Genomic DNA, 22,721 nt, shown 5'->3' with positions numbered 1-22,721 from the left:
ATGAGTGCTTTCACATCCCATCGCAGCCTCATACATCGTCAGCGCTTAAAAGCCGGGCCTTTAATCAAACGCTGCCCACCAGTTTCGATTCGTTCATTCGGCGCTTGTACGCACTGTCCCGGCTCGCCAGCCAGTAGTACAGCGGCGACGTCACCAGCAGCCCTACGACCCAGGACAAATCCGCTCCGTCGATGTGTGCCGAGATCGGGCCCACGTACAACGGTGTGTTCATGAACGGGATCTGCACCGCAATGCCGATGGCGTAGGCCAGCAATGCCTGCGGGTTGTAGCGGCCATAAATGCCACCGTCGACGCGGAAGATCGAAGCGATGTCGTATTTGCCTTTGTGAATCGCGTAAAAGTCGATCAGGTTGATCGCCGTCCACGGCACCAGGACCACCAACAGCACCAGCACCATGTCGACGAAATGGCCGATAAAGTCTTTCGAGGCGAAGACCGCTGCAATCGCACACGCTGCCAGCACCACGGTAGAGATCAGCGCACGGCTTTTGGCTGTTGGAATCCAGCGATAAGCAAAGGTCTGAATCAAGGTGATAAGCGACAGCACGGCGCCGTACAGGTTAAGGGCGTTGTGGCTGATCACGCTGAGCAGAAACAGCACCAGCATCAACGGGCCAATCGCGCCGGTGGCGAGTTTTACGGCGTCCATGGTGTCCATCCCGACCGGCGTTGCGAGCACGGCCACCGCACCAAAGATGAAGGACAGGCTGGAACCCAGCACCGAGCCCATGTAAGTGGCCCAGAAGGTGGACGCCACCGGTACATCCGCCGGGAGATAGCGCGAGTAGTCAGACACGTACGGGGCAAACGCGATCTGCCACAGGGCCGCCAGCGATACAGTGGCCAGCCAGCCGGAGATGTTGAACTCACCGCGGGTCAGAAAGTCGGTGGTCTGGATGTGGGTGAAGATATAACCGAAACCCAGCACGATACCGGCGCCCAGTACCCAGGTGCCGATGCGGTTGAGCACGTGAATAAAGCGGTAGCCGATGATGCCGATGATCCCGGAGCCAATGGCGCCGATCACGATACCGACCGGTACGGGCACCGAGTCGACCACGCCGTGCAGGGATTTACCGGCAAGCACGATGTTGGAGGCAAAGAAGCCGATGTACATGACGCCGGCGATCACCACCACCAGCAACGCGCCGAGAGAACCGAACTGGGCGCGGCTCTGGATCATTTGCGGGATGCCCATTTGCGGGCCCTGGGCTGAGTGCAGCGCCATCAGCACGCCGCCGAGCAGGTGGCCGACCAGAATGGCGACGATGCCCCACACCAGATTCAGGTGGAACAGTTGCACACCCAGTGCGCCGGTCACAATCGGCAACGGCGCGATATTACCGCCGAACCACAGGGTGAAGAGGTCTCTTACCTTTCCATGGCGATCTTCCGGGGGCACGTAGCCAATCGTGTGCTTTTCGATGAGTGGTGCGGAGGATGTTGCAGTGGTGACCATGATGAACTCCAAGGCAGGAAGAGTACGTGGGCGTACTTCGCAGTGCGCATTCAGGGCAGCGCTTTGTTGTTGGAGTGATCATCTGTAATGGTGGCAAGCAGGTAAATTAGTAAGTTTGTTGCTATAGACCTTAAAAAATATAGCTCATACCTTTTTTTGCTCCGGTATGTTGCATACACCGCCAACGCTGAAAAAATCGGCTTTTTTCTGCACTTGTTTGGGGCGAAACCCCACGTTTATCGAGGTCCGGATGGCTGCCTACAACCTGCGCCAACTCAAATATTTTATTACCACGGCCGAATGCGGGAGCGTCGCAGAGGCGTCACGCAAGCTTTATATCGCCCAGCCTTCGGTGTCTACCGCCATCAAGCAACTGGAAGACAGCTTTGGTGTGCAGCTGTTTATTCGTCACCACGCTCAAGGCGTTTCGCTGACGCCCAGCGGCGCGCGGTTTTATCGCAAGGCGCAGGAATTGCTGCGCGTGGCCCATGAATTTGAGCAAAACGCCCTGGCGGACAATGATGTGGTGTCGGGCCAGATCGACATCGGCTGCTTTGAGACTGTCGCGCCGCTGTATTTGCCGCGCCTGATTGCGGGGTTCAAAAAGCGCTGGCCGGGGGTGGAAATCCGCATCCGCGACGGCGAGCAGCAAGAGCTGGTGCAGGCGCTGACGGCGGGCAGCATCGACATGGCCATGCTTTTCGAACACGACCTGGGCGGCAGTATCGAAACCACGCCATTGATGCCGCCGCAGCAGCCGTACGCGCTGTTACCGGCAGACCACCGCTTTGCGCAGCAGGCCAAAGTGTCGTTGGCCGACCTGGTACTGGAACCGATGATTTTGCTCGACGTGCTGCCGAGCCGGACCTACTTCGTGAGCATCTTCGAAGAGCGCGGACTGACCCCGAACATCGTCTTCAGCTCGCCGTCGATCGAGATGGTGCGGGGCATGGTCGGCCGGGGGTTCGGGTTTTCAATTCTGGTCACCAAGCCTTTCACCGAATACACCTACGACGGGCAGAAACTGGTGTGCATCCCCTTGGCCGAAACTGTTACCGGCTCCGGGCTTTCAGCCGTCTGGCTGCGCCGGGCACCGCTGACCAAGCCGGTGCAATTGTTTGTCGATTATTGCCGCGAAGAACTGGCCAGAGTCCTCAGCTAACCCCACGACCCAGTAGGAGCGAGCTTGCCTCGCGATCTTTTGATCTTTAAAAAGATCGCGAGGCAAGCTCGCTCCTACAAGGGCAAAACTTAAGCGCGGATAGAATCCAGCATCCGCAGCAGCATCGCATCACACCCGGCCAGTTGCGCCACGCTCACAAACTCATCGGGCTTGTGCCCTTGGTCCATGCTGCCCGGGCCGCAGACCACCGTGGGGATGCCCACGGCATCGAACAACCCGCCTTCAGTGCCAAACGCCACCGTGCCGAATTCCCGAGACCCGGAAAACGCCGCAATCAACTCAGCCGCCTGGCTGCGCTCATCGGTGACCAGCCCCGGATACGCTGACAACTCGGTAAAACGGATCGCACTCTGCGCGCTCACCGCCTTCATGCGTGGCAGCACGTGCTGCATGGCATAGGTTTGCAATGCCTCGGCCACTTCACCCGGGTCCTGTGACGGCAAGGCGCGAATCTCAAAATCAAAGCGGCAATCGGCGGGCACGATATTCAGCGCCTTGCCCCCGGCAATCACCCCGGTCTGCACGGTGCTGTAAGGCGGGTCAAAGCGTGGGTCCTTGTGTTCGCGCAACTGGCGGCCAAGACGGCCCAGCTCGCCAATCAACTCGGCGGCATGCTCGATGGCATTCACGCCATAGGGGGCATAAGCCGAATGGCAGGCTTCACCGTGCACATCACAGCGCATCGCCAACTTGCCTTTATGCCCGAGCACGGGCTTGAGTTCTGTTGGCTCGCCAATAATGCACAGCATCGGCTTGACCGGGCGCTGCTCCAGCACGCTGAGCAACGAGCGAACGCCCAGACAGCCGACTTCTTCGTCATAGGACAGGGCAATGTGTACCGGTATGCGCAACGGCGTCTGCACCAGCGTCGGTACCAGCGCCAACACGCAGGCGATATAGCCCTTCATGTCTGCCGTGCCCCGGCCAAACAGCTTGCCGTCGTGTTCGGTCAGCTCGAACGGCGGCGTTGTCCAGGGCTGGCCATCCACCGGTACCACGTCGGTATGCCCCGACAACACAATGCCGGGGACCTCGCTCGGGCCAATGCTGGCAAACAGATTGGCCTTGCTGCGTTCGTCGTTGTAAACCAGCTCGCAGCTCACGCCAAAACCTGCCAGGTAATCGCGTACAAACTCGATCAAATGCAGGTTGGACTCGCGGCTTGTGGTGTCAAACCCCACCAGCGTGTGCAGCAGTTTGCGGCTGTTGCTCATCGATCATCTCCCGCCACGCCGTAACCAGGGGAACGGTCAGGCGCGAGGGCGCGGTCGATGTAATCCTGGACCTGTGGGCGGTAGGCGTCCCAGAGTTTTTGCAGCTCACCGATGGGATTTTCATCGGCCCAATCCACCCGCAGGTTGATGATCGGCCAGGTCAATTCGCCCACCACCACCAACGCGGCTGAATGCACCGGGCCCGCTTCACCGCCGGCAGCAATGGCCGCATGCATTGCGGCTAGCAGGCGATCGGCCAACTGGCCTTCACCTTGCTCAAACGCCTGAACCATTGCGGCAATCACTGCGTGGTCAGCGAGCATATTGCCCGCCGCCACACACTGTTCGCCCGACAGCGCATTGTGCGTGCCCAGGGTTTCGCTGCCACTGAAGTGCACGGAGCGGCCCTGATGATCAATCGCCGTCAGTTGCCGGTACTGGCTGTAGCCGTTGCGGGTCAGCGCCGTGTCGATGGCCGCGCCGGGCGCGAGGCCTTGCTCCAGCAGGTCGAGCACATCCGGGCCCAATGCCGGCAGCGTGATGTTTTGGGTCGACACCGCCCCCACACCAGGGCGCAGCCATGGGCAACGGGCGCCCACGGCAATGCTCGATGAGCTGATGGCGATGCCCAACTGGCCGGTTTCTGCGCAACGGGCGACGATTGAAAAGGTCATGGCGAGCCTCCTTACTCCGGGATTACAGCGATCACGTCAATTTCCATCAGCCACTGCGGCTGACCCAGTGCCGACACCACCAGCCCGGTGGAAATCGGGAACACGCCCTTGAGCCATTTACCGACTTCCTGATACACCGGTTCGCGGTAGCGCGGGTCGATCAGGTAGGTGGTGGTTTTAACGATGTGGCTCAGGTCGCTACCGGCTTCTTCAAGCAGTTGCTTGACGTTGCGCATGGCTTGCTCGGCTTGGGCACGCGGGTCGCCGAGGCCGATCAGGTTGCCCTCGAAATCAGTGCCCACCTGGCCACGGACATACACCGTGTTACCGGCACGCACGGCCTGGCACAGGTCGTTGTCCAGGCTCTGGTTCGGGTAGGTTTCTTTGGTGTTGAACATGCGGATGCGAGTGTGAGTAGGCATCAAAAAAACTCCAGAAATAGTTAATCAGGCGCTGACAGGCGATTGCCGAACAACCGGTGCGGCGTCGCGGTATTCAAGGTATTGGCGCTGGATGCTGATGTGGTCGGCCACGTATTTGGCGTCGTGCCACACGCCCCAGATAAACGACGAGCCACGGCGTGACTGCCATGGCAATCCGAGGAAGTAGATCCCCGATTCACTCGACACACCGCGCTGGTGCTGCGGCTTGCCGGCGGCGTCAAAGGCATCGACTTGCAGCCAGCTGTAGTCCACGGCAAAGCCGGTGGCCCAGATAATCGAAGTGATCCCGGCAACCGCCAGGTCCAATTGCAGAATCGGGTTTTTCACGCAGTCGGCGTCCGGGAACACCTGGCGGGCTTGTGGCTCCAGCGGTAAATCGAGGCCATTGCGCTCGATGTAGGCGTCTGCCGCATCCAGCAGCGCCAGGTAGTTTTCATCGCCGCGCTTGAGGTTTTCCAGCAGGTTGGGCTGGAAGCTGGCGACGCCGTTGTTGAACGCCTGAGTCAGCCCCACCAGGATCATGCCTTGCTGGGCCAGCTCACGAAAATCGATGGTCTTGCCACCGTGGGCGCCGCTGACAGCAATCGTCACGTGCTCGCGGCCCGGCTTCATCGCCGCCTGATCCCATTCACCCAGCACCCCCAGCCACCAGCAGAAATCACGGTTACGGTAGGCGCGGGGAGGGCGGTCGTGGGCACCGACCGACAAGTACACCTGGCGCCCCGAGCGTTGCAGTTCATCAGCAATCTGCACCCCGGACGAACCGGCGCCCACCACCAGCACAGCGCCCGCAGGCAGTTGCGCCGGGTTGCGGTAATCCGCTGAATGGATTTGATGCAGCGCAGTGTCTTGCGGGGCAATGGCCGGGATCACCGGCTTCTGGAACGGGCCGGTGGCTGCAACCACACGCTTGGCGTCGATCACGCCCTCGCTGGTGTGCACGGTAAAGCCCGGGCGGCCGACATTGCGCACCACCGAGAGCACATCGACACCGGTGCGGATCGGCGCATTGAACTTGCGTGCATAGGCTTCAAAGTAATCGGCGACGCGTTCTTTGGGGGCGAAGCCATCGGCGGCCACGTCATCGAATTCCAGGCCGGGGAAACGGTCATGCCAGGCCGGGCCGTTGGCGACCAGCGAATCCCAGCGACCGGTGCGCCAGCGTTCAGCGATACGACTGCGCTCCAGCACCAGATGAGGCACACCTTGCTTGCTCAGGTGCTCACTCATGGCCACACCCGCCTGGCCAGCCCCCACTACCAAGGTGTCTATTGTTGTTGTCGCTAGCGTCATGTCTCTGTCCTTGCGTAATGCAGTTGGATTCAGTTCGTGCATGACTTCAAGGCTAGGGGGAGGGCTGTTTTAAATAAAATATTATTAAGCTGGGATGTGAGCATAAATATCAGATACAGAGGCCCAATCCCCCCCGTAGGAGCTGTCGAGGAACGAAGGCTGCGATCTTGTAATGTCAGGGTCAAAAGATCGCGAGGCGAGCTCGCTCCTACACAAGCAGGGGGCGATTCTTATACCTTTAAGCTATTTAAAAAGCTGTTTTTAGTCTTGGATGAGCCATCAAAACGCCCTCTATAGTGTCGGCCTTTCCACCCCCACCCACCAAGATTGCAGGTCGCTTCATGCCGTCACGTTTTCTGTTCGCTGCACTGTTTCTGGCGCTTGCCGGTTGTGCCAGTGCACCGCCAGCTGCCGTACACACCAAAGACCCGGCCAGTTCATCACTGCACGGCGACCCGACGCGACCCGCCCAGGCGCAATGGCTGCGCACGGAGCTGTATTTCTCATTGGGGACCCTGGGCGGCAGCGGCGCTGACGTCATCAGCCCGCAGCGCTGGACAGAGTTTTTGGACAAGGAAGTCACGACACGCTTTCCGGACGGCTTCAGCGTGCTTGAAGCCTACGGCCAATGGCGCGACCACGGTGCCCCCGAGCCGGAGCGGCTGAGCACCAAGGTGATCGTCATCCTGCACGAAGGCACCGCGCAGCATGAGCAGGACATCGAAGCCATTCGCCTGGCCTGGAAGCGCATCACCGGCGATCTGTCTGTACTGCGCCTGTCACAACCGGCGCAGGTGTCGTTCTAGTGTGAAAGTTGCCGATTGTCGTCCAGACGTTCGGCTGTCCAGTCCGGGTCGCTTGCCCGGACCGGATTGACCACTTGCAACACCGCATAGCCGAAGCGCTCCTGGAACAACCGGCCGATGGTGGCCAGCGCTTCGCGGTTGGCGCTGTTATCGGCATGGATCAGGATCATGATGCGCGACGGCAGCTTTTCCGGCTTGCCGGACGGCCCGCGCCATTGCCCGTTGACTTTGTACCAGCTCAGCCCATCCGGGAAGCGTGGCGTCACCTCGGCAGACAAAAACTCATCCCACGCCTGCGGGTCCACGGCGGCAAAGTACAGCTCACTGCGCACCATGGCGCGGCCATCAAGGTCGCCCGCCAGCGGTTTTTTATCTCGCGCGACGCCCACGGCGACCACGGCGGCAACCACCAGCAGCAGCGCAAACACACCCCACTTCTTCATAACAGCTCCTCAGTCGATGACGGCTTGATGCTGGTGTTGCCCAGCAGCGCCAGCAAAATCGCGCCCAGCACCAGTACGGCAATCCCCAGCAGTGCGCCGTAACCGACGAACACCACGCTGGAATACAGCATGTACAGGCATAGCGAGAAAAACAGCAGCGGCAGCACCGGGTATAAAGGCACTTTGACCGGTCTTGGCGCATCGGGAAACTTGTGCCGCAAGATCAACAGGGCCAGGGTGCTCAGGCTCAAAAACAGCCAGTACACCGGGGTCAGGTATTCCACCATGGTGTTAAAGCCGCTTTGCGAAAAACTGCCAAACAGCACCAACAACAGCGACACGGCACCAATCGCCAGCAACGCCCGACGTGGCACGCCATGGCGTTTGTCCCACACCGCGAGGCCGCTCAATTGCGGCACTTGCCGCGCCGCCGCGAAGGTGGTGCGAGCACCCACCAGCAGGGTTGAATTGATACTGGCAATCGCTGAAATACCCACCACCAGCAGAATCAGGCCGACACCGGGGGCACCAAATGCCCGGTTCAGCAGTTCGACCCCCGGCGCCTCGCTGGCCGCCAGCCCCTCATAGCCCAGGCCCTGAATAAAGGCCCAGTTCAAGGCCAGATAAATAGCCAGCAGCAGGCTCAGCGCGCCGAGCATGGCGATGAACATGCCACGCCGCCCATCACGCACCTCAGCCGACAACGTGGCCGCATCGCTCCAGCCACCAAAGGCCAGAAAAACAAAAATCATTGCCGCAGAAAAACCGGCAAAACCGGTTTGCTCAGGCACCGCCAGTACTTTCGGCACCTTGGGTACAAAACCTTGCCAGGCCAGCCAGCCACCTGCTGCCGCAATGCTCAGAAACCCCAGGGCGAGCAGCACCACCAAGGCCGTCTGTGTCAGAAAGCCAATCTCACGGCCGAGCAAATTCAACAGCACCAGGGCGATGATCACCCCGGCGGCAAACAGCCCGGAACCATAAGGTCCGAGCGGCAGAACCGCGTTGACGTAATCGGCAAACATAAAGGCTGAAAGCGCGATCCAGCCGGTGTGCATCACCGAAAAACGCGACCAGGCAAACAGCATCCCCACGCGCTCGCCATAGGCCAGACACAAAAAATGGTAGTCACCGCCGGGGTGCGGAAACGCCGTGGCCATCTCTGCAAAGCACAAGGCGCCCGCCATCGACAGCAGCCCGCCGAGTATCCACACCCAATAAAAATGGTCGCTGCCCACATTGAGCGCAACCGTGGGTGCGGTTTTCAAAATATCGGTGGTAATCACCATGCCGAGGGTGACCAGCAATGCCTGGAAAACCGGCAAATGGCGCTGAACACCGGCAATGGCAGATACGTCTTCGCTCATAAAAGTGTTCCCCAAAAACCCGAATCCCCCTGTAGGAGCGAGCTCGTCTCGCGATCTTTTGACGTTTTAAAAGATCGCGAGGCAAGCTCGCTCCTACACAGAAGATTTAAAACGCGTAAGTAAGACGGGTGTAGTAGTACGCGCCGTTGGTGCCGATCGGCGACAGCACGTCATACGGCAGGTTGCCCCCGTAGTTGATTTGCGAGTTGGAGCGGTCCGGGTATTTGTCGGTCAGGTTGGTGCCACCCACCGCGATGTCGAACGCCGGGGTGAATTTGTATTGCGCTTCAGCATCCAGTTGCCAAACCGCGCCGTAGGTTTGCGTCGGCCAGGAATCGCCAAAATCGAACACGCGGGTGGTTTTGCCCTGACGCGTCAGGCGGCTCATCAGGCCCCAGTGCTGGTTGGCCCAGTTGGTCGAGAGCACGATGCGGTCCTTGGGCGCTGCGTCGGTCAAGGTGTTGCGCTCCTCAACACCCACCAGCGCATCGCTGCCGATGCCCAGCCCCGACAACTGCGAAGGCGTGCCACGGGTCTTGGTGACTTTGGTGTGGTTGTAGGTGTAGGCGCCAGTTACGCCCCACACGCCGTCGAACAGCGGCTGGTGGTAGTTGAGCACCAGCTCGGCACCGTTGGTGCTGGTGTCGGCGGCGTTGGTGAAGAAGCTCACGTCATGCACGCCCGGCACACCAAAGTTGTCGTTGATGTACTGCTCCAGCGCGTCACTGCCAATCCGTTGAGACAGAGTGATGCGGTCTTTGACGGCGATATGGAACACGTCCAGCGACGCATCAAAGCGGTCGTTGAGCTGAGCGGTGAGGCCGAGGCTGAAGTTTTTCGAGGTTTCCGGGTCGAGCTTCTGGGCGCCCAGGGCGCGGGCGATAGGGCTGTTGACCGGCAGCGTACGGATGTCGGTCAGCACGCCGTTGTCACCGTAGTTGGTGGTGGTGTTCTGGAACCCGACCTGTGCCAGCGACGGCGCACGGAAGTTGTTCGACACCGCACCTCGCAAGGCCAGTTGGTCAGTCAGGCGATAGCGCCCGCTGAGCTTGCCGGTGAGTTTGCTGCCCGCGTCGTCGTAATGCTCAAAACGTGTGGCCACGTCGACAAACAAACGGTCGGTGAGGTCCCCGGACAACTCGGCGTACGTGCCGAACACATTGCGGTCCAGGTTCACCTCTTCGCTGGGGCGCAGGCCGTTGGCGCCGTCTGCACCGTTGCCGAAGTAAGAGGCCGGGTCACCGGCAAACGTCAGGTAGTTTTCGTAACGGTATTCACCGCCCACGGCCAGCACGAACGAGCGATCGGCAAAGCGCACCTCGCGGCTCAAGTCCAGGTTGGCGGTGGTCTGGCGGAACTCATAGTCGCCGGTGTTAAAACGCGTCGGCGAGTCTGCACCGAGGCTGGGGTTGAAGGTGCGCTGGGTTGAACCATCGAAGCGGTTGCGCCCGTGGGTGAGGCTGCTGTCGTAGTCCCAGTCGTCATCGAGCATGCCTTTAAAACCAGCGGTCAAAGACAAGTCTTTGTTGTCGCCAAGGGACTGTGGGAGGTAGCCGTTGGGGTAAAACTCCGGGTGCTCAGAAGCTTCGCGGTAAAAATCCGAGCCGGTGGTATGGCGCTCGTTGTAGGTGCCGAACGAGTAGGCTTTGCTGTCGCCAACAGGCAGTTCAGAGTTGAACCACACGTTCACATCCCGCGCCAGACCATCGCCCATGGCGAAGTTGCGTTGCCCCGGTGTGTCGGCGAAACCGTCATAACCGGCGCGGTTGGTCGGGTTGCGGTCCTTGTACTCGGTGCCCACGCGGATAAACCCGCCGTCTTCACCCAGGCGGGTGCCGATCTTGGCTGAAGTCTGGCTGCTCTGGCCGTCTGTGATGCGCTTGCCGATGGCGTTTTCACGGGTGTGATACGCGCCATACGTGGTGGACACTTCGCCGCCTTCCGGGGCGTCATCGAGAATGATGTTGATCACCCCGGCAATCGCGTCGGAACCGTATTGGGCGCCCGCGCCATCGCGCAGCACTTCAATACGTTTGATGGCGCTGATCGGGATTGAGTTGAAGTCCACCGGCGCAGTACCACGGCCGATTTTCGACGAGTCGTTGACCACCGCCGAAGTGTGTCGACGCTTGCCGTTGACCAGCACCAGCACCTGATCCGGGCTCATGCCACGCAATTGCGCGGCCCGCACGTGGTCAGCACCGCCAGAGTTGGACTGGCGCGGAAAGTTGAACGAGGGCAGCAAGGTCTGTAGCGCCTGGCCCAGCTCACCGCTGTTGGCTCCGGCCGACTTAAGATCGGCAGCGGTCAGCACATCCACCGGGACCGGTGAGTCCAGCACAGTACGGGCCTTACCGCGTGTACCGGTGACCAGCACCGTGTCCAGACGCTCGCTGCTGTCGGCGCCGGGTGCCGGATCGTCGGCGTAGGCGGGCAGCAAAGTAAAGGTTGAGATCACTGCAGCCAGTAAAGAAAGTGAACGGTTATGCATATGCAACTCCTGAACTGCAGCTAATACTCGCCCGTTGCCGAGAACTTGCGTTTTCGGCATTAGCGTCGCGGCAGTACTGCTCTATCGTTGTTATTGAGTGTTGGTTGAGTGTGAAACGTGTTACTTGGCCAGCGGTATCCAGGACGCCGTGGCAATCCCTGATGTGTCCCCAAACGCAGGTAGTTTCTGCGCCAGATCGCGAACGTTCTTCACATCAAGGTCCAGCAACTGCTGACGGGTAATCAGCGTTGGCGGGACCAATACTTTTTGCCCCGGATTCTCGCCGGCAATCAGCATTGCCAGGCTGCGAACACTGATTGCCCCGGCCACTTGCGGGTTGACCGCAGCGGTCGCCACCCAGGCGCTGTCAGGTTCTTTCATGATCTGTATGTCGGCCGTGGAAATGTCGGCGCTGTAGATTTTCACCTTGGAGCTCAGGCCCGCCTCATCAACGGCAATTTTTGCGCCTTTGGCGAACTCATCAAACGGCGCGAATATCACGCTGATGCCCGGGTTGGCACGCAACACGGCACTGGCCTGGTCGGCGACCGAGTTGGCAATCGGCGGGTTGAGCGTGCCAAAACGAGCCTTCTCGACAATGCCCGGATTGGCCGCCTTGACCTGGGTCCAGATCTCGTTGCGCAACTCCATCGGGGTAAATCCGCTGATGTACACATACCCGGCGTCGAACTTCGTGCCGTTGTCTTTGACTGCCTGCTCCAGCGCCAGACGTGCCAATGCGTGGTGGTCCTGCTCGACCTGGGTCACTTTCGGGTTGTTCAGGTCGACGTCAAAGGTCACCACCTTGATGCCTTTGGCCACGGCTTTATCGATCGAGTCCTTGAGGGTTTCGGCCAGGCCCAGTTGCACGATGATGCCGTCGACCCCCAGATCAATCGCCTGCTCGATCATCTCGCGCTGACTGGCTGCCTGTTGCCGCGCATCGAAAATTCGCAACGTCGCCCCCAGAGCTTTGGTCTGTTTCTCGACGCCTTGCAGATACGCCTCGGGGAAGTCGCCGGAAAACAGATAACCGACCATGGCAATCTGCACATTGCCTTTGTCGAAGGGCGCGGGGGCGCCCGGTAAGCCGGCTGCCTGCACGCCCAAAGCCGCGCCTGACAACAGCGCACCGGCAAGAGCATGGCGAATGGCGCTTTTGATGGATGTGTACATAGGTGATCCTTGCAAGTAAGGGCGTCCAGATCAGCGCACGCGCTGTCCGACACCAAAGGTAAAAATCAGCGCCAGCACCAACACCAGTCCTTTGACGAAATCCTGGGCGTAATAGGGTGCGTTGAGCATCGTCAATCCATTGAGCAAGGTGGCCACCAGTAACGCGCCTATCAACGTGCCAAACGCGTTGGGTTTCTTCGCGCCCAGCACGGCAAAACCAATCAGCGCTGCGCCCAGTGCATCCAGCACCAGCCCGTTGCCGGAGCTGACATCCCCGCGCCCCAGCCGCGCCGCCAGCAGCAAACCGCCCACTGACGCCAGCAAGGACGACAGCACGTACGCCAGCAGTTTGTAGCGATGCACCGGAGCGCCCGCCAGGTGCGCCGCTTGCTCGTTGCCGCCGATGGCATAAAACAACCGGCCGATGCGCGCCCGCTCCAGAAACAGCCACACGGCCAGCGCCGCGACAGCGGTTACCAGCACCGGAACCGGCACCGTGTCCCATAACCGACCGCGCCCCAGCGCCAGAAAAGCCGCGCTGAACACGCCTTCGGTTTCTTCGCCGTTGGGCAGCGTCATGCCCACCGCAATCGAGCGCCCGCCGGTGGGAATCAGTTGCACACCGATCACCAAAAACATGCTGCCCAAGGTGGCGAGAATGTCCGGCACGCGCATTTTGACGATCAGCCAGCCGTTAAAAAGACCGACCAAAGCCCCGCCCGCCAGGCTGATCAACACCGCCGGCACGGCGCCCCAGCCCAGCACCACCATCACGTAGCTGGCGATCATCAGGCTCATCGCCGCCACCGCGCCGATGGACAAATCGAGGCCGCCCACGGCCATGGTCAAGGTCACGCCAAGGGCCAGCAAGGCGACGATGGACACTGACTGCAAAATGATGAACAGGTTGTTGACCCGCAAAAAGGCCGGTTCGGCAATGCTGAAAAACACCACCACGGCGGCCAGCACCAGCAGCAGGCCATAACGGATCAACGCGTCCAGCACGCGCTTGGGCTTGGGGGCACTGCCCGGCAAAGAGGAAATCAAATCAGCCACGCGCACTACTCCCGGGCGTTGCGGTACGGTTTAAAGGGGAAGAGCAAGGGGAAGGGGATGGAGCGTCACTGCCCACCAACTGCGCCACCAGCGTGGCGCGGTTCAACCCGGCCCGGGCGTAGTCAGCGACCACGGCAAAATCACGCACCACCAAAATTCTGTCGGCGATCTCCAGGGCCTCGTCAACGTCAGTGCAAATCACCAATGTGGCCCGGCCTTCGCAGCTGTTACGCAGCAAATGGCCAATCTCGCGGCGGGCGCGCACATCCACACCCTGGAACGGCTCATCGAGCATCAACACACGGCCGTTGCCCAGCAGCCAGCGGCCCAGCACGACTTTCTGCTGGTTGCCGCCAGACAGCGTCTCCATGGGCAACTCGATACCGGCAGTCTTCACCCCCAGCGCGGTCACGGCGTCTTCTACCGCCTGCGCCTCCAACCGCGTGTTGATAAATCCGTAGCGGGTAAAACGCTGCAAAAAGGGCAGGGTCAGGGTTTTGCGCAACGAAAAGCCAGGAATCAACGAGTGACTGGCGCGGTCTTCGGCAGCGTAAAAAACTCCCGCTTTAACTGCGTGTTCTGGCGAATTGAACAGCCCGGCAACGCCTTCCACGTGCAGCGTTCCGGCAGCCGGGCGACGCAAACCGAACAGCACCTCGGCAATTTCACTTTTGCCCGCGCCCAACAGCCCGGTTAGCGCCACCACCTGACCTTCGTGCAGGTTCAAATCAAATTCAGCGGAGTTCGCCGTGACCTTCGCTGCGCGCAAACTCAACACCTCGCGGCCCCCCGCACGCGGCTCAAAAGGCCGGGTGTCCGGCGCTTCACCGAGCATGGCGTACACCGCTTCGGTGAGTTGATCGGCAGCAAATTCACCGGCCAGCCTGCCGTCACGCAACACCACGGCGCGATCCGCCAGACGCTGCAAATCGGACAAACGATGGGAGATATAAACAATCGCCACCCCGCGCTCGCGCAAGGTATCGACCAGGGCAAACAAACGCTGCGCTTCGGTGTCCGAAAGGGCGGCGGTCGGCTCATCCAGAATCAACAAACGGGGCTGCAAGGCAAAAGCCCGGGCCAACACCACCAATTGGCGTTCTGCCTGACCGAGGTACTCAATCGGCTGCTCCAGCGGCAGATTCAGCCCCAGTCCGGCAGCGATTACCGAGGCACGTTGCAACACGCGTTTGCGCCCCAGCCAAAACCCGGCACCGGGTTGGCACAACTCATCCAGCAGCAGGTTTTCCGCCACGCTCAGCCCCGGCGCAATCGCGTCATTGACGTGCTGATGCACCGCCACAATCCCGACCTCACGCGCCGCCAGCGGCGAATTGAAGCGCTGCAACTGCCCGTCAACCAACAGCTCGCCCGCATCATGGGACTGGCTGCCAGCGAGGATCTTCACCAGCGTCGATTTGCCCGCGCCATTGGCGCCCAACAACGCCACGACTTCGGCGGGGTAAATCTGCAAGTCCACACGATCCAGGGCACGGTTGGCCCCGAACGCTTTACTCAAAGCGCGCACACGAATCAGCGGATCAGGCGCCACAGCGGCAGACGCGTTCATAAAAAAGTACCGAAACAGAAGTCGCTGAAACATCAGCAAACACAAGACGTTGGGGCCGCGATTAAAAGCATTTCCCTAGGAACAATCCAATATATGTATCGAATATGAAATATCTTTTAGTTATATGAGGATGCGCCCGGACGGGCGCAGAGGGGATGAAACGAGGGGGTTGGATGTTTAACTTCAGCGCACACGCGCACTCATAAATTCAATGAATAACCTCAGCCTGGGCGAGGTTTGCTTGCCCGACGTGTTCCCCATTCGTAGCAGTTGACGAGCACCGCGAGGCCACGTTCGAGTGCGAAGCAGTCGTCAAACCGGCTTGCACGGTGCATCAGAAAAACCGGATTGTCTGAGTTTACGATCGCTTCGCACTCGAACGTCGCCTGCGGCAACTGCTACAGATTCATCAAGACGCCAATCACCGGCACAATCAGCAGCGTGCTGATCGCCATCGACAACACATTGCCAATGTAAGGGTGCATGTACTGGGGCATTCGCCGGGCAATGGCGTGGGCCAAAGGCGGGGCGACCAGAGCCCCCAGCACAGCGCTGGCAATCATCACCATCGCGCTGGCGCCGTAAGTCAGCACCGCAGCCGGAACCACTGACACCAGCGGCACATACGTGGGGTACCAGCCGAGTTTCTGCCATTGGCTGCGCCAAATAATCACGCCCACTAACGAGGTGAATGCCTGTGCTGCGACCAAATGCAGCAGCAAGCCTGAACCATAAGCAGGGCTCAACGGGTTCAATGCATACGCCAGTAAAACCCCGGCCAACATTCCCAGGCTGGCCCACTCATTGCCAAAAAAAGGCGCTTCGGAAAAGTCTGCCAATACCCGGCGTAACGTCCAGATCACACCGTAGTCAGGCTTGGGCCTGGCAGCGGGCTTCTCAACGACGGGTTCGACGTGGTTTTTGACCAGTACTGGCACACACCGGCACAAGCCAAAAGCCAGCACACTGCCCAGCGCCATGCCCAGTACATTGCCAATCACGACGGGCAACCCCAACGGCAGACAGACGAAGTTAACCATCAGCAGGCAACAAGGTGTGACCAGCAGGGCCCCGAGAACCGCTCCGTTGAGGGTGACTTTCCAGCCGCCACCAAACAGCAACACCATCGCGGCGGGCAAGGACACAAAGGCGGCAAACGTTGGCTGCCAGGTGTCGGCAGTCAACGTCCAGCCCCACAATGCATTGCTCAGCGCCAACCCCAGCAGTGAACTGGTGACGAGCCAGGGCCACAGTCCCGTGCCATAGCTGATGCTGAACCCTTGCCACGTTTTGGCGTACCGACTGGCCCAATACCCCAGGGCACCCCCAAACAACAGCCCCAGCGAGGCGAACTCGTGCTTGTAAAAAGCGACTTCACTGATATCACCGATCACCCAGCGCAGACAGGCCAGCGGTGAAGGCCAGTCGCCCATCATGTCGGCATATCCGGGCCAGTATCCGGTTGCCGATGCTGAGTAGAACCACGATAAACCGCCCATCAAAATAATGATTAGCAGCGCGCTGGCTACAAGCAAAACCAGGTAACGCACTGACGCAGTGGAAGACGCTCTTGGTGATAAAGACGACATGATGGCGTCCTCATCAGCGTGGAAGGAGAGGGTGGTCGGTATAGCCGAGCATCGACTCATACACATCGACCCGGCGGTCGCGATGCAGGTCGTTCAAACTGTTCCAGATCGGCGCGCTGCGTGCGCTGGTCAGATCAATATCGGCATAGAGAATGGTTTGCTCATCCGCTGAGGCCACCTTGCCGATGGGCCAGCCATTGGTCCCGGTAATCAGCGAGCAGCCCAGATAGCGCTCGCCTTGTTCCTCACCGATGCGATTGGCGGCGGCAATAAACACGTTGTTGGCATGAGCAGCGGTCATCGTCAGGTACGAGGCCATGCATTTTCCGCTGTCATCGAATAGAGGCGGTGGCGTCCAGATCCAGTTGTTCAGACTGCAGATAATGTCGGCGCCTTGCAGGCTCAACAGGCGCGGCACTTCGGGAAACCAGATGTCCCAGCAAATCAGCAGGCCGATGCGGCCAATGGGCGTGTCAAACACCGGAAAACCCAGATTGCCGGGAGTAAACCAGAGCTTCTCGCGGTTCCATAAATGGGCCTTGCGGTACTTGCCAATAAATCCGCCCGGGCCCACCAGCACCGCGCTGTCAAACAACTGCACACCGTCTCGCTCAGCCAGCCCTGCGGCCAGATACACCTGATGCTTACGGGCAAAATCGAGCCAGGCCTGCATGCTCGGACCCTCGGGAATCAACTCGGCATGCAGGAAGGCTTCCTGGCGAGTGCCGAACAAATACCCGGTGTTGGCCAACTCCGGCAGCACAATAAGATTTGCCCCGTTAATGGCCGCCTCGCGGGCCAATTCAAGGCTGTGCTCCAGATTGGCCTGGCTATGTTGAATACCCACCTGCGGATCGAATTGCACAACCGCAACGCGCACTGCACTGACCGCTTCGTTCATGGCTGACACCTCTTTTTTATTGTTATGACCCGCTGGTTTGCGGGTCTTTAGTAAGAGGATTTATCAGTGCGGGTGTATGTCGGTTGTGTCCGCTAGGTGTGTAGTCCGTTGCCTTGTCTACGGTGCTATATATCCAATTGGACTACGTCAGAAGGGAATTTAAACGGTTCGCTAAGGGCGCGTTTGGTACTCGGGATAGTCATCCATACAGAAGCCTCCGTTGAACTCGGCCTGCGTGGTGTTGCACAAGTTGATGACTGCATCAATTGCACCTCGCAGGCAGGGTTCAGTCCAGCCGGCATCGACAGAGAATGATTCACCGGCAAGGTAGAGACCTGACACATGCGCATAGTCGCGGTTGTATTTCATAAGGCTGACTGCTTCGTAATAAGTACCTGCGCGATACAGTTTGGCGCAGCCGAGCGCGTTCTTGTCCGTGATCCAGCGTTGAACAACAGCATTCTGAGCGTCGATGTAAGGTGAAATTGGGCTCTTTATGTTTGAGGCTCGCAGCAGGATACGATCCAGTTCAGTGATGCATTTTGCGACCAAGGTCTTGTCATCAAAAGAGGCAAGTTTAGTTGCATCATCTTCCCAAGTGTAACTAAGCAAGATGCAATCGTAGGGATAAGCATCGTGATAGCGGTAGGCATATACATCGTGGACAAAGCTATCAGTGACGATAACTTGCGGGATTTTTTTGTTTTTAGATAAGAAGCTTTTTTTCAGTGGTGCGTAGACTTTACAACTGGTTTCCCAGTGAGCAGTTTTGTATGCATTGATGATTGAATAAGGCAGCATGTTTTGGCTGAAGTTTTCCAGCTGGATATGGGTTTCAATGATCCAGGAAGGAAGGGTCATGATGACTGAATCGAAATCTTCATGGCGTTCAGATTTTTCCTCCGAACTACTGACTTTCCAGTCGTAGGTTACGCGAAGTTGTCCTGAGTCCAGCTTGGTCAGTCGAGTCACTGAGGTGTCTGTCAGGAAGCCTGCACCTCGATTCCGGCAATGATCGTAGAAAGACAGTCCATTGACCGAGGTCTGTGTGAACATCAAGCATTCATCAAGTGCTGCCAGACCTAGATAGCGGGGTGGCTCAAAGTCCAGATCGTTACAATCCTTCAGCGAAGGCACACCTAGATATGGCGAAGGTATAGGATTGCCATCTGTATCTACGCGACCATGCACTAACTGCAATTGGCTGCTGAAGCCGAAAATTGCAGTACGTAAGGGATACAGGCAGCAAACATCATAAAAGGCGCCCCAACTGCCATCACCTATGCCGATGGAGTAGAAAATAGCGGATTCTTCTTGGCTCATGCCAAACCCGCCGAAATCCCCCGGGTTCTCAGCTGCCCAATGAGTGAGTGCTGGCAGTGTTACCAAGTCGCGAAAGGACAGCGCTTGATAGCGAGCGACGATAGATGCCCACTGATTTTCCCATTGCGGTGAGCCATAGATGCGTGCGACTTCTCGAGTCATTAGTTCGGCAAAATGTCGCCACTTCCCGTAAACCTGTTGAAGTTTCTCAGTGGGCGGTGGCGTGTGACCCTGCGGATTTTTCCAGATCAGCATTTGTGGTTCTGGTTGGCCATCCAGTAAGCCTTCGCGCAGGTATATACCTGTACTGCGGACCTGTGCGGTACCAGGATTAGGGAAGTCAGATAACTGCAGATCAAACAGTTTGCAGTAATAGGCCATGAGTGACTGGCCCTCTGTAGGAGTTTCGCCTGTTGTGTTAAATAGCGGCATGCGCATTGCCCCCATTTCAAACGGCGTGCTTCCCATTAAGGGTGATTGTCCGCTCTTAACTACAGACAAGTGGCGCCCGCCAATTCGATGAGACTGCTCAAGCAGAGTGACGTGAGTGAAACCGCATCGCAGAAGTTCCCGAGCTGCGGTGAGACCGGTAACGCCAGCGCCAATGATGCAAATTTTGTGGTCGGGTTTCGTTGCGCTGGCAATACCGAACTGTTGCTCAACTAATTTGCGGTAGTTAAAACATAAATCGGGAGGGCCTGGAAATCGCCCCCGCCATGAAGACGCTTCATGCGTGGGCAAATGCTTGGCGATGAATGCCGGATAGTCATAGGTTGATCCAATCGTCACAGTTTTGCGCTCCGTATTGTGTTCAGCGGTGGAGTGCGCACATTGCGAGTCAGCGATGGATCGCGGGTGGTAGATATTTACGACATCGTGCAACTGATGCACTGATGTTTCTGGTTATGAAAGCAAGGATAGAGAAGGTTTCTACGTAGTTGTCGAGGGGCTTAGCGAGGTTGTGACTGGTTGGTTGCATCACCGCGCGCAGTCAGTCTTTTCGAGGACTGCGTCCTCGTTCGCAGCCTCGCTACGCTGCTCAGCGGCTAAATGAACTGACTGAGCTCCGAATCTGCACCTCAAGGGGAAACGATATGAAGGGCTGAGACATGCCCTCAGCAGTTACAGCGGTTTGGGCAACACTGTAGAACTGGCCCGCACTTGCAGTTGTGGGGTCAGCACAATCGATTCAACGGCTTCGCCCTTGATCCGTTTCAGCAATAACTCCACCGCCTGCTGGCCCATTTCGGCCAGTGGCAAGCGCACGCTGGTCAGTGGCACGGTGAGTTCGTGGGCGAGGGCGATGTCGTTGAAACCGACCACGGCGATGTCTTTGCCTGGCAGCAGGCCTTTGTCCCGTGCGGCGCCCATCAGGCCGATGGCGAGGAAGTCGTTGACCGCGAAAAACGCTTGAGGGCGCGGGTTCAGCCCCAGCAGATGCTCACCTTGCTGGTGCCCGGTCAGGCTGTCAAAGGGGCCGTTGAGGGTCCATTCCGGGCGCAAGGTGATGCCCTGTTCGCGAAAGTAACGGGTGAAGCCGCGTGTGCGATCGGCGCCGGTTGAGGCGTGGCGTTCGCCTGCCAGAATCGCGACGTCGCGCCAGCCCAGGTTGTACAAATGCTCCGCCGCCAACCAGCCGCCCAGCTCATCGTTACTGCACGACGCGACTTGCCCGGCTATCTGGCGGCTGACCAGCACGTAGGGAATGTGTTTGCGGGTCAACAACTCGAACAGCGGCTGGGTTTCCCCCACGTGGGAGTCAGCCACGATCAGCCCGGCCACCGAGCGGCGCAGGGCGTGTTCGGCACGTTGCATCTGGCGCACTGGCTGGTCGTCGGTGTTGGACACGAACGTGAGGTAGCCCGCCTGTTCAGCGCTGCTGTCGATGCTGTCGTAAATGGTCGCCATCACCAGGTCGGTGATGCGCGGCATCAGCACGCAGATTTCCTCACTTTTACGCAGTTTCAGGTTAGATGCCTGCGTGTTCGGTCGATAATCCAGCTCTTTTGCCAATGCGCGAATACGCTCAATCACCTCGGCCGATGCTGCCCGTTCGACGCCCGCCGGATCGCCGTTGAGCACCCTGGACACGGTGGACACATGCACGCCAAGTGCAGTCGCCATGGACTTGAGGGTGGCGGGGCGGGCTGGGTTCGGCATGTTCGAGGGGTTTCCTGCTGTCTGTTATGAGCGCGCGAATTCTACCTGAACGGGCGATTTTCGGCCGGACAAAATTTTTACCCAAACGTTTGACTAAAATTTTTACTCGCTCTACATTTCGTCAACCCAAACGTTTGGGTAAAAAAATAAAAATACGCCGGAAGCGGCCGACTTTTTGACTTCTGCCATCATTTGAAGAGTCAGATACCTATGAACAACCCAGCTATCCCTTCCTTCCGCTATCAGATTTTCTTCTTGATCATGCTGATGGCGCTGCTCAATTACATTGATCGCGGCGCCATTGCCTACGCATCGGCGAGCATCCTTCCCGAGTACGGTTTCGACAAAGCCGACTGGGGCAAGGTGCTGGGTTACTTCGGTTACGGTTACATTTTGGGGGCGTTGATCGGCGGCATTCTGGCCGACCGTTTTGGCGCCAAGCGTATCTGGCTGATTGCCGGTGCCACTTGGTCGATCTTTGAAATCGCGACCGCTTTTGCCGGTGACTTCGGTCTGGCATTTTTGGGCGGCTCGGCGATGGCCGGTTTCGTCACCATCCGGGTGATGTTCGGTTTCGCCGAAGGCCCGGCTTACTCGGTCATCAACAAGAGCGTGGCGAACTGGGCCACCCCCAAAGAGCGCGGTTTTGTGGTGTCGGTGGGTTTGCTCAGCACACCGCTGGGTGCGCTGTTGACGGCGCCGATTGCGGTAGGCCTGCAAACCCTGACCGGCGACTGGCGCAGCATGTTCGTGATTTTGGGTGTGATCAGCCTGGCGCTGCTGATTTTCTTCATGACGCGCTTCACCAACACCCCCGATGAAAACCCGCGAGTGTCCAAGGCCGAACTGGACTACCTGCGCAAAGAGCGCGCCGAAGCGGTCAATGCCTCGACGCCAACCACCACGCTGACACCGGTCTGGCACTTCTTCAAAAACAAGGACCTGCTGCTCAACGCGGTCGGCTACTTCTCGTTCGTCTACGTGACCTTCCTGCTGCTGACCTGGACCCCCAAATACCTGCAGGACGAGTTCCACTACAACCTGTCCTCGCTGTGGTACATGGGCATGATCCCGTGGACCGGTGCCTGCTTTACCGTGCTGCTGGGCGGCAAAATCTCCGACCTGCTGCTGCGCCGTACCGGCAACCTGAAAGTCGCCCGCAGCTGGCTGGCCGCGACTTGCCTGCTGTTGACCACGCTGTGCTTCATCATGGTTTCGCAGGCCCAGACCGTCTGGGGCGTGATTGCCCTGATGACCCTGGCCAACGCCCTCAACGCGCTGCCTAACTCGGTGTACTGGGCCGTGGTCATCGACACTGCGCCGTCCAACCGTGTCGGCGCCTACAGCGGCATGACCCACTTTATTGCCAACACCGCTTCGTTCATTGCCCCGATGCTGACCGGCTACCTGACCGTTCGCTACGGCTATTCGTCGATGTTCGTGGCCGCCGCAGTGGCGACCGCGTTGGGCATGAGCGCCATGTTGATGGTGCGCCCAGGCGGCCGTCCGGCTGCGTCCCCCCTTCCTGCTGCTGTTTGATTGAGGTGTTTGT

General features: G+C 58.9%; 18 protein-coding genes. 3 read left to right on the top strand and 15 right to left on the bottom strand.

Annotated elements, in window-relative coordinates; genetic code table 11:
* Positions 1–64 precede the first annotated feature (64 nt).
* A complete protein-coding gene (locus tag TU84_RS12055; protein ID WP_047294695.1) occupies positions 65–1,480 on the bottom strand; it encodes a purine-cytosine permease family protein in 1,416 nt (471 codons plus the stop codon).
* A gap of 250 nt (positions 1,481–1,730) precedes the next feature.
* Here TU84_RS12055 and TU84_RS12050 point away from each other — a divergent pair, with 250 nt between their 5' ends.
* Complete coding sequence (locus TU84_RS12050; protein WP_047294692.1) at positions 1,731–2,642, top strand: LysR family transcriptional regulator; 912 nt, start codon at positions 1,731–1,733, stop codon at positions 2,640–2,642.
* Between the two features lie 89 nt (positions 2,643–2,731).
* Here TU84_RS12050 and argE read toward each other — a convergent pair whose 3' ends face one another.
* Genes argE through TU84_RS12030 form a run of 4 tightly spaced genes read right to left on the bottom strand, consistent with a single transcriptional unit; the run spans position 2,732 to position 6,329 of the window.
* Positions 2,732–3,877 carry an acetylornithine deacetylase gene (argE, locus tag TU84_RS12045; protein ID WP_048369302.1) on the bottom strand — a complete coding sequence of 382 codons (1,146 nt, stop codon included), beginning with the start codon at positions 3,875–3,877 and terminating at the stop codon, positions 2,732–2,734.
* Positions 3,874–4,551, bottom strand: a complete 678-nt coding sequence (locus TU84_RS12040) for a DUF1028 domain-containing protein (protein WP_048369301.1) — start codon at positions 4,549–4,551, stop codon at positions 3,874–3,876. The genes argE and TU84_RS12040 overlap by 4 nt, the downstream gene beginning before the upstream one ends.
* Positions 4,552–4,562: 11 nt before the next feature.
* On the bottom strand, positions 4,563–4,973 hold the full coding sequence (locus tag TU84_RS12035; RefSeq protein WP_047293191.1) for a RidA family protein: 411 nt from the start codon (positions 4,971–4,973) through the stop codon (positions 4,563–4,565).
* Between the two features lie 24 nt (positions 4,974–4,997).
* Positions 4,998–6,329 (bottom strand): flavin-containing monooxygenase, encoded by a 1,332-nt coding sequence (locus TU84_RS12030; protein WP_162207686.1) that lies wholly within the window; start codon positions 6,327–6,329, stop codon positions 4,998–5,000.
* A gap of 299 nt (positions 6,330–6,628) precedes the next feature.
* Between TU84_RS12030 and TU84_RS12025 the strand changes: the two genes are divergently transcribed.
* Positions 6,629–7,093 carry a DUF3574 domain-containing protein gene (locus tag TU84_RS12025; RefSeq protein WP_048369299.1) on the top strand — a complete coding sequence of 155 codons (465 nt, stop codon included), beginning with the start codon at positions 6,629–6,631 and terminating at the stop codon, positions 7,091–7,093.
* Here TU84_RS12025 and TU84_RS12020 read toward each other — a convergent pair.
* The 10 genes from TU84_RS12020 to TU84_RS11975 all read right to left on the bottom strand — a co-directional run bounded on the left by TU84_RS12020 (position 7,090) and on the right by TU84_RS11975 (position 21,169).
* Complete coding sequence (locus TU84_RS12020) at positions 7,090–7,536, bottom strand: DUF3574 domain-containing protein (RefSeq protein WP_053225221.1); 447 nt, start codon at positions 7,534–7,536, stop codon at positions 7,090–7,092. The two genes, TU84_RS12025 and TU84_RS12020, sit on opposite strands and share 4 nt — an antisense overlap.
* Positions 7,533–8,903: an APC family permease gene (locus tag TU84_RS12015; RefSeq protein ID WP_048369298.1), complete on the bottom strand. Its 1,371-nt coding sequence runs from the start codon at positions 8,901–8,903 to the stop codon at positions 7,533–7,535. Before TU84_RS12015 ends, TU84_RS12020 begins: the two co-directional genes overlap by 4 nt.
* 106 nt (positions 8,904–9,009) lie before the next feature.
* Entirely contained in the window at positions 9,010–11,394 is a 2,385-nt protein-coding gene (locus TU84_RS12010; RefSeq protein ID WP_048369297.1) for a TonB-dependent receptor plug domain-containing protein, read from the bottom strand.
* A 120-nt stretch (positions 11,395–11,514) separates the two neighbouring features.
* A complete protein-coding gene (locus TU84_RS12005) occupies positions 11,515–12,570 on the bottom strand; it encodes a substrate-binding domain-containing protein (RefSeq protein ID WP_048369296.1) in 1,056 nt (351 codons plus the stop codon).
* Positions 12,571–12,600: 30 nt separating this feature from the next.
* Positions 12,601–13,617, bottom strand: coding sequence for an ABC transporter permease (locus TU84_RS12000; RefSeq protein ID WP_088500386.1), 1,017 nt, complete (start codon positions 13,615–13,617; stop codon positions 12,601–12,603).
* Between the two features lies 1 nt (position 13,618).
* Positions 13,619–15,196 (bottom strand): sugar ABC transporter ATP-binding protein, encoded by a 1,578-nt coding sequence (locus TU84_RS11995; protein WP_048369394.1) that lies wholly within the window; start codon positions 15,194–15,196, stop codon positions 13,619–13,621.
* 398 nt (positions 15,197–15,594) lie between these two features.
* Positions 15,595–16,785: a hypothetical protein gene (locus TU84_RS11990; protein WP_082148696.1), complete on the bottom strand. Its 1,191-nt coding sequence runs from the start codon at positions 16,783–16,785 to the stop codon at positions 15,595–15,597.
* 13 nt (positions 16,786–16,798) lie between these two features.
* The gene (locus TU84_RS11985) at positions 16,799–17,686 is read right to left on the bottom strand and encodes a nitrilase family protein (RefSeq protein WP_048369293.1); all 888 of its coding nucleotides are present in this window, start codon (positions 17,684–17,686) and stop codon (positions 16,799–16,801) included.
* Positions 17,687–17,857: 171 nt separating this feature from the next.
* On the bottom strand, positions 17,858–19,798 hold the full coding sequence (locus tag TU84_RS11980; RefSeq protein ID WP_048369292.1) for a flavin monoamine oxidase family protein: 1,941 nt from the start codon (positions 19,796–19,798) through the stop codon (positions 17,858–17,860).
* Positions 19,799–20,131: 333 nt separating this feature from the next.
* Positions 20,132–21,169 (bottom strand): LacI family DNA-binding transcriptional regulator, encoded by a 1,038-nt coding sequence (locus tag TU84_RS11975; protein ID WP_048369291.1) that lies wholly within the window; start codon positions 21,167–21,169, stop codon positions 20,132–20,134.
* Between the two features lie 210 nt (positions 21,170–21,379).
* Here TU84_RS11975 and TU84_RS11970 point away from each other — a divergent pair, with 210 nt between their 5' ends.
* Entirely contained in the window at positions 21,380–22,708 is a 1,329-nt protein-coding gene (locus TU84_RS11970) for an MFS transporter (protein WP_048369290.1), read from the top strand.
* The last annotated feature ends 13 nt before the right edge of the window (positions 22,709–22,721 follow it).

Origin of the sequence: Pseudomonas helleri, assembly GCF_001043025.1 — a bacterium.
Lineage (GTDB): Bacteria > Pseudomonadota > Gammaproteobacteria > Pseudomonadales > Pseudomonadaceae > Aquipseudomonas > Aquipseudomonas helleri.
Note: the sequence above shows the minus strand (reverse complement) of the source record. Positions and strands in the feature narration are given on the sequence as shown.

Excerpts from the sequence above, each read along its gene's own strand:
- TU84_RS12055 (WP_047294695.1), bottom strand. The coding sequence starts at position 1,480 with ATGGTCACCACTGCAACATCCTCCGCACCACTCATCGAAAAGCACACG.
- TU84_RS12050 (WP_047294692.1), top strand. The coding sequence starts at position 1,731 with ATGGCTGCCTACAACCTGCGCCAACTCAAATATTTTATTACCACGGCC.
- argE (WP_048369302.1), bottom strand. The coding sequence starts at position 3,877 with ATGAGCAACAGCCGCAAACTGCTGCACACGCTGGTGGGGTTTGACACC.
- TU84_RS12040 (WP_048369301.1), bottom strand. The coding sequence starts at position 4,551 with ATGACCTTTTCAATCGTCGCCCGTTGCGCAGAAACCGGCCAGTTGGGC.
- TU84_RS12035 (WP_047293191.1), bottom strand. The coding sequence starts at position 4,973 with ATGCCTACTCACACTCGCATCCGCATGTTCAACACCAAAGAAACCTAC.
- TU84_RS12030 (WP_162207686.1), bottom strand. The coding sequence starts at position 6,329 with ATGCACGAACTGAATCCAACTGCATTACGCAAGGACAGAGACATGACG.
- TU84_RS12025 (WP_048369299.1), top strand. The coding sequence starts at position 6,629 with ATGCCGTCACGTTTTCTGTTCGCTGCACTGTTTCTGGCGCTTGCCGGT.
- TU84_RS12020 (WP_053225221.1), bottom strand. The coding sequence starts at position 7,536 with ATGAAGAAGTGGGGTGTGTTTGCGCTGCTGCTGGTGGTTGCCGCCGTG.
- TU84_RS12015 (WP_048369298.1), bottom strand. The coding sequence starts at position 8,903 with ATGAGCGAAGACGTATCTGCCATTGCCGGTGTTCAGCGCCATTTGCCG.
- TU84_RS12010 (WP_048369297.1), bottom strand. The coding sequence starts at position 11,394 with ATGCATAACCGTTCACTTTCTTTACTGGCTGCAGTGATCTCAACCTTT.
- TU84_RS12005 (WP_048369296.1), bottom strand. The coding sequence starts at position 12,570 with ATGTACACATCCATCAAAAGCGCCATTCGCCATGCTCTTGCCGGTGCG.
- TU84_RS11995 (WP_048369394.1), bottom strand. The coding sequence starts at position 15,196 with ATGAACGCGTCTGCCGCTGTGGCGCCTGATCCGCTGATTCGTGTGCGC.
- TU84_RS11990 (WP_082148696.1), bottom strand. The coding sequence starts at position 16,785 with ATGTCGTCTTTATCACCAAGAGCGTCTTCCACTGCGTCAGTGCGTTAC.
- TU84_RS11985 (WP_048369293.1), bottom strand. The coding sequence starts at position 17,686 with ATGAACGAAGCGGTCAGTGCAGTGCGCGTTGCGGTTGTGCAATTCGAT.
- TU84_RS11975 (WP_048369291.1), bottom strand. The coding sequence starts at position 21,169 with ATGCCGAACCCAGCCCGCCCCGCCACCCTCAAGTCCATGGCGACTGCA.
- TU84_RS11970 (WP_048369290.1), top strand. The coding sequence starts at position 21,380 with ATGAACAACCCAGCTATCCCTTCCTTCCGCTATCAGATTTTCTTCTTG.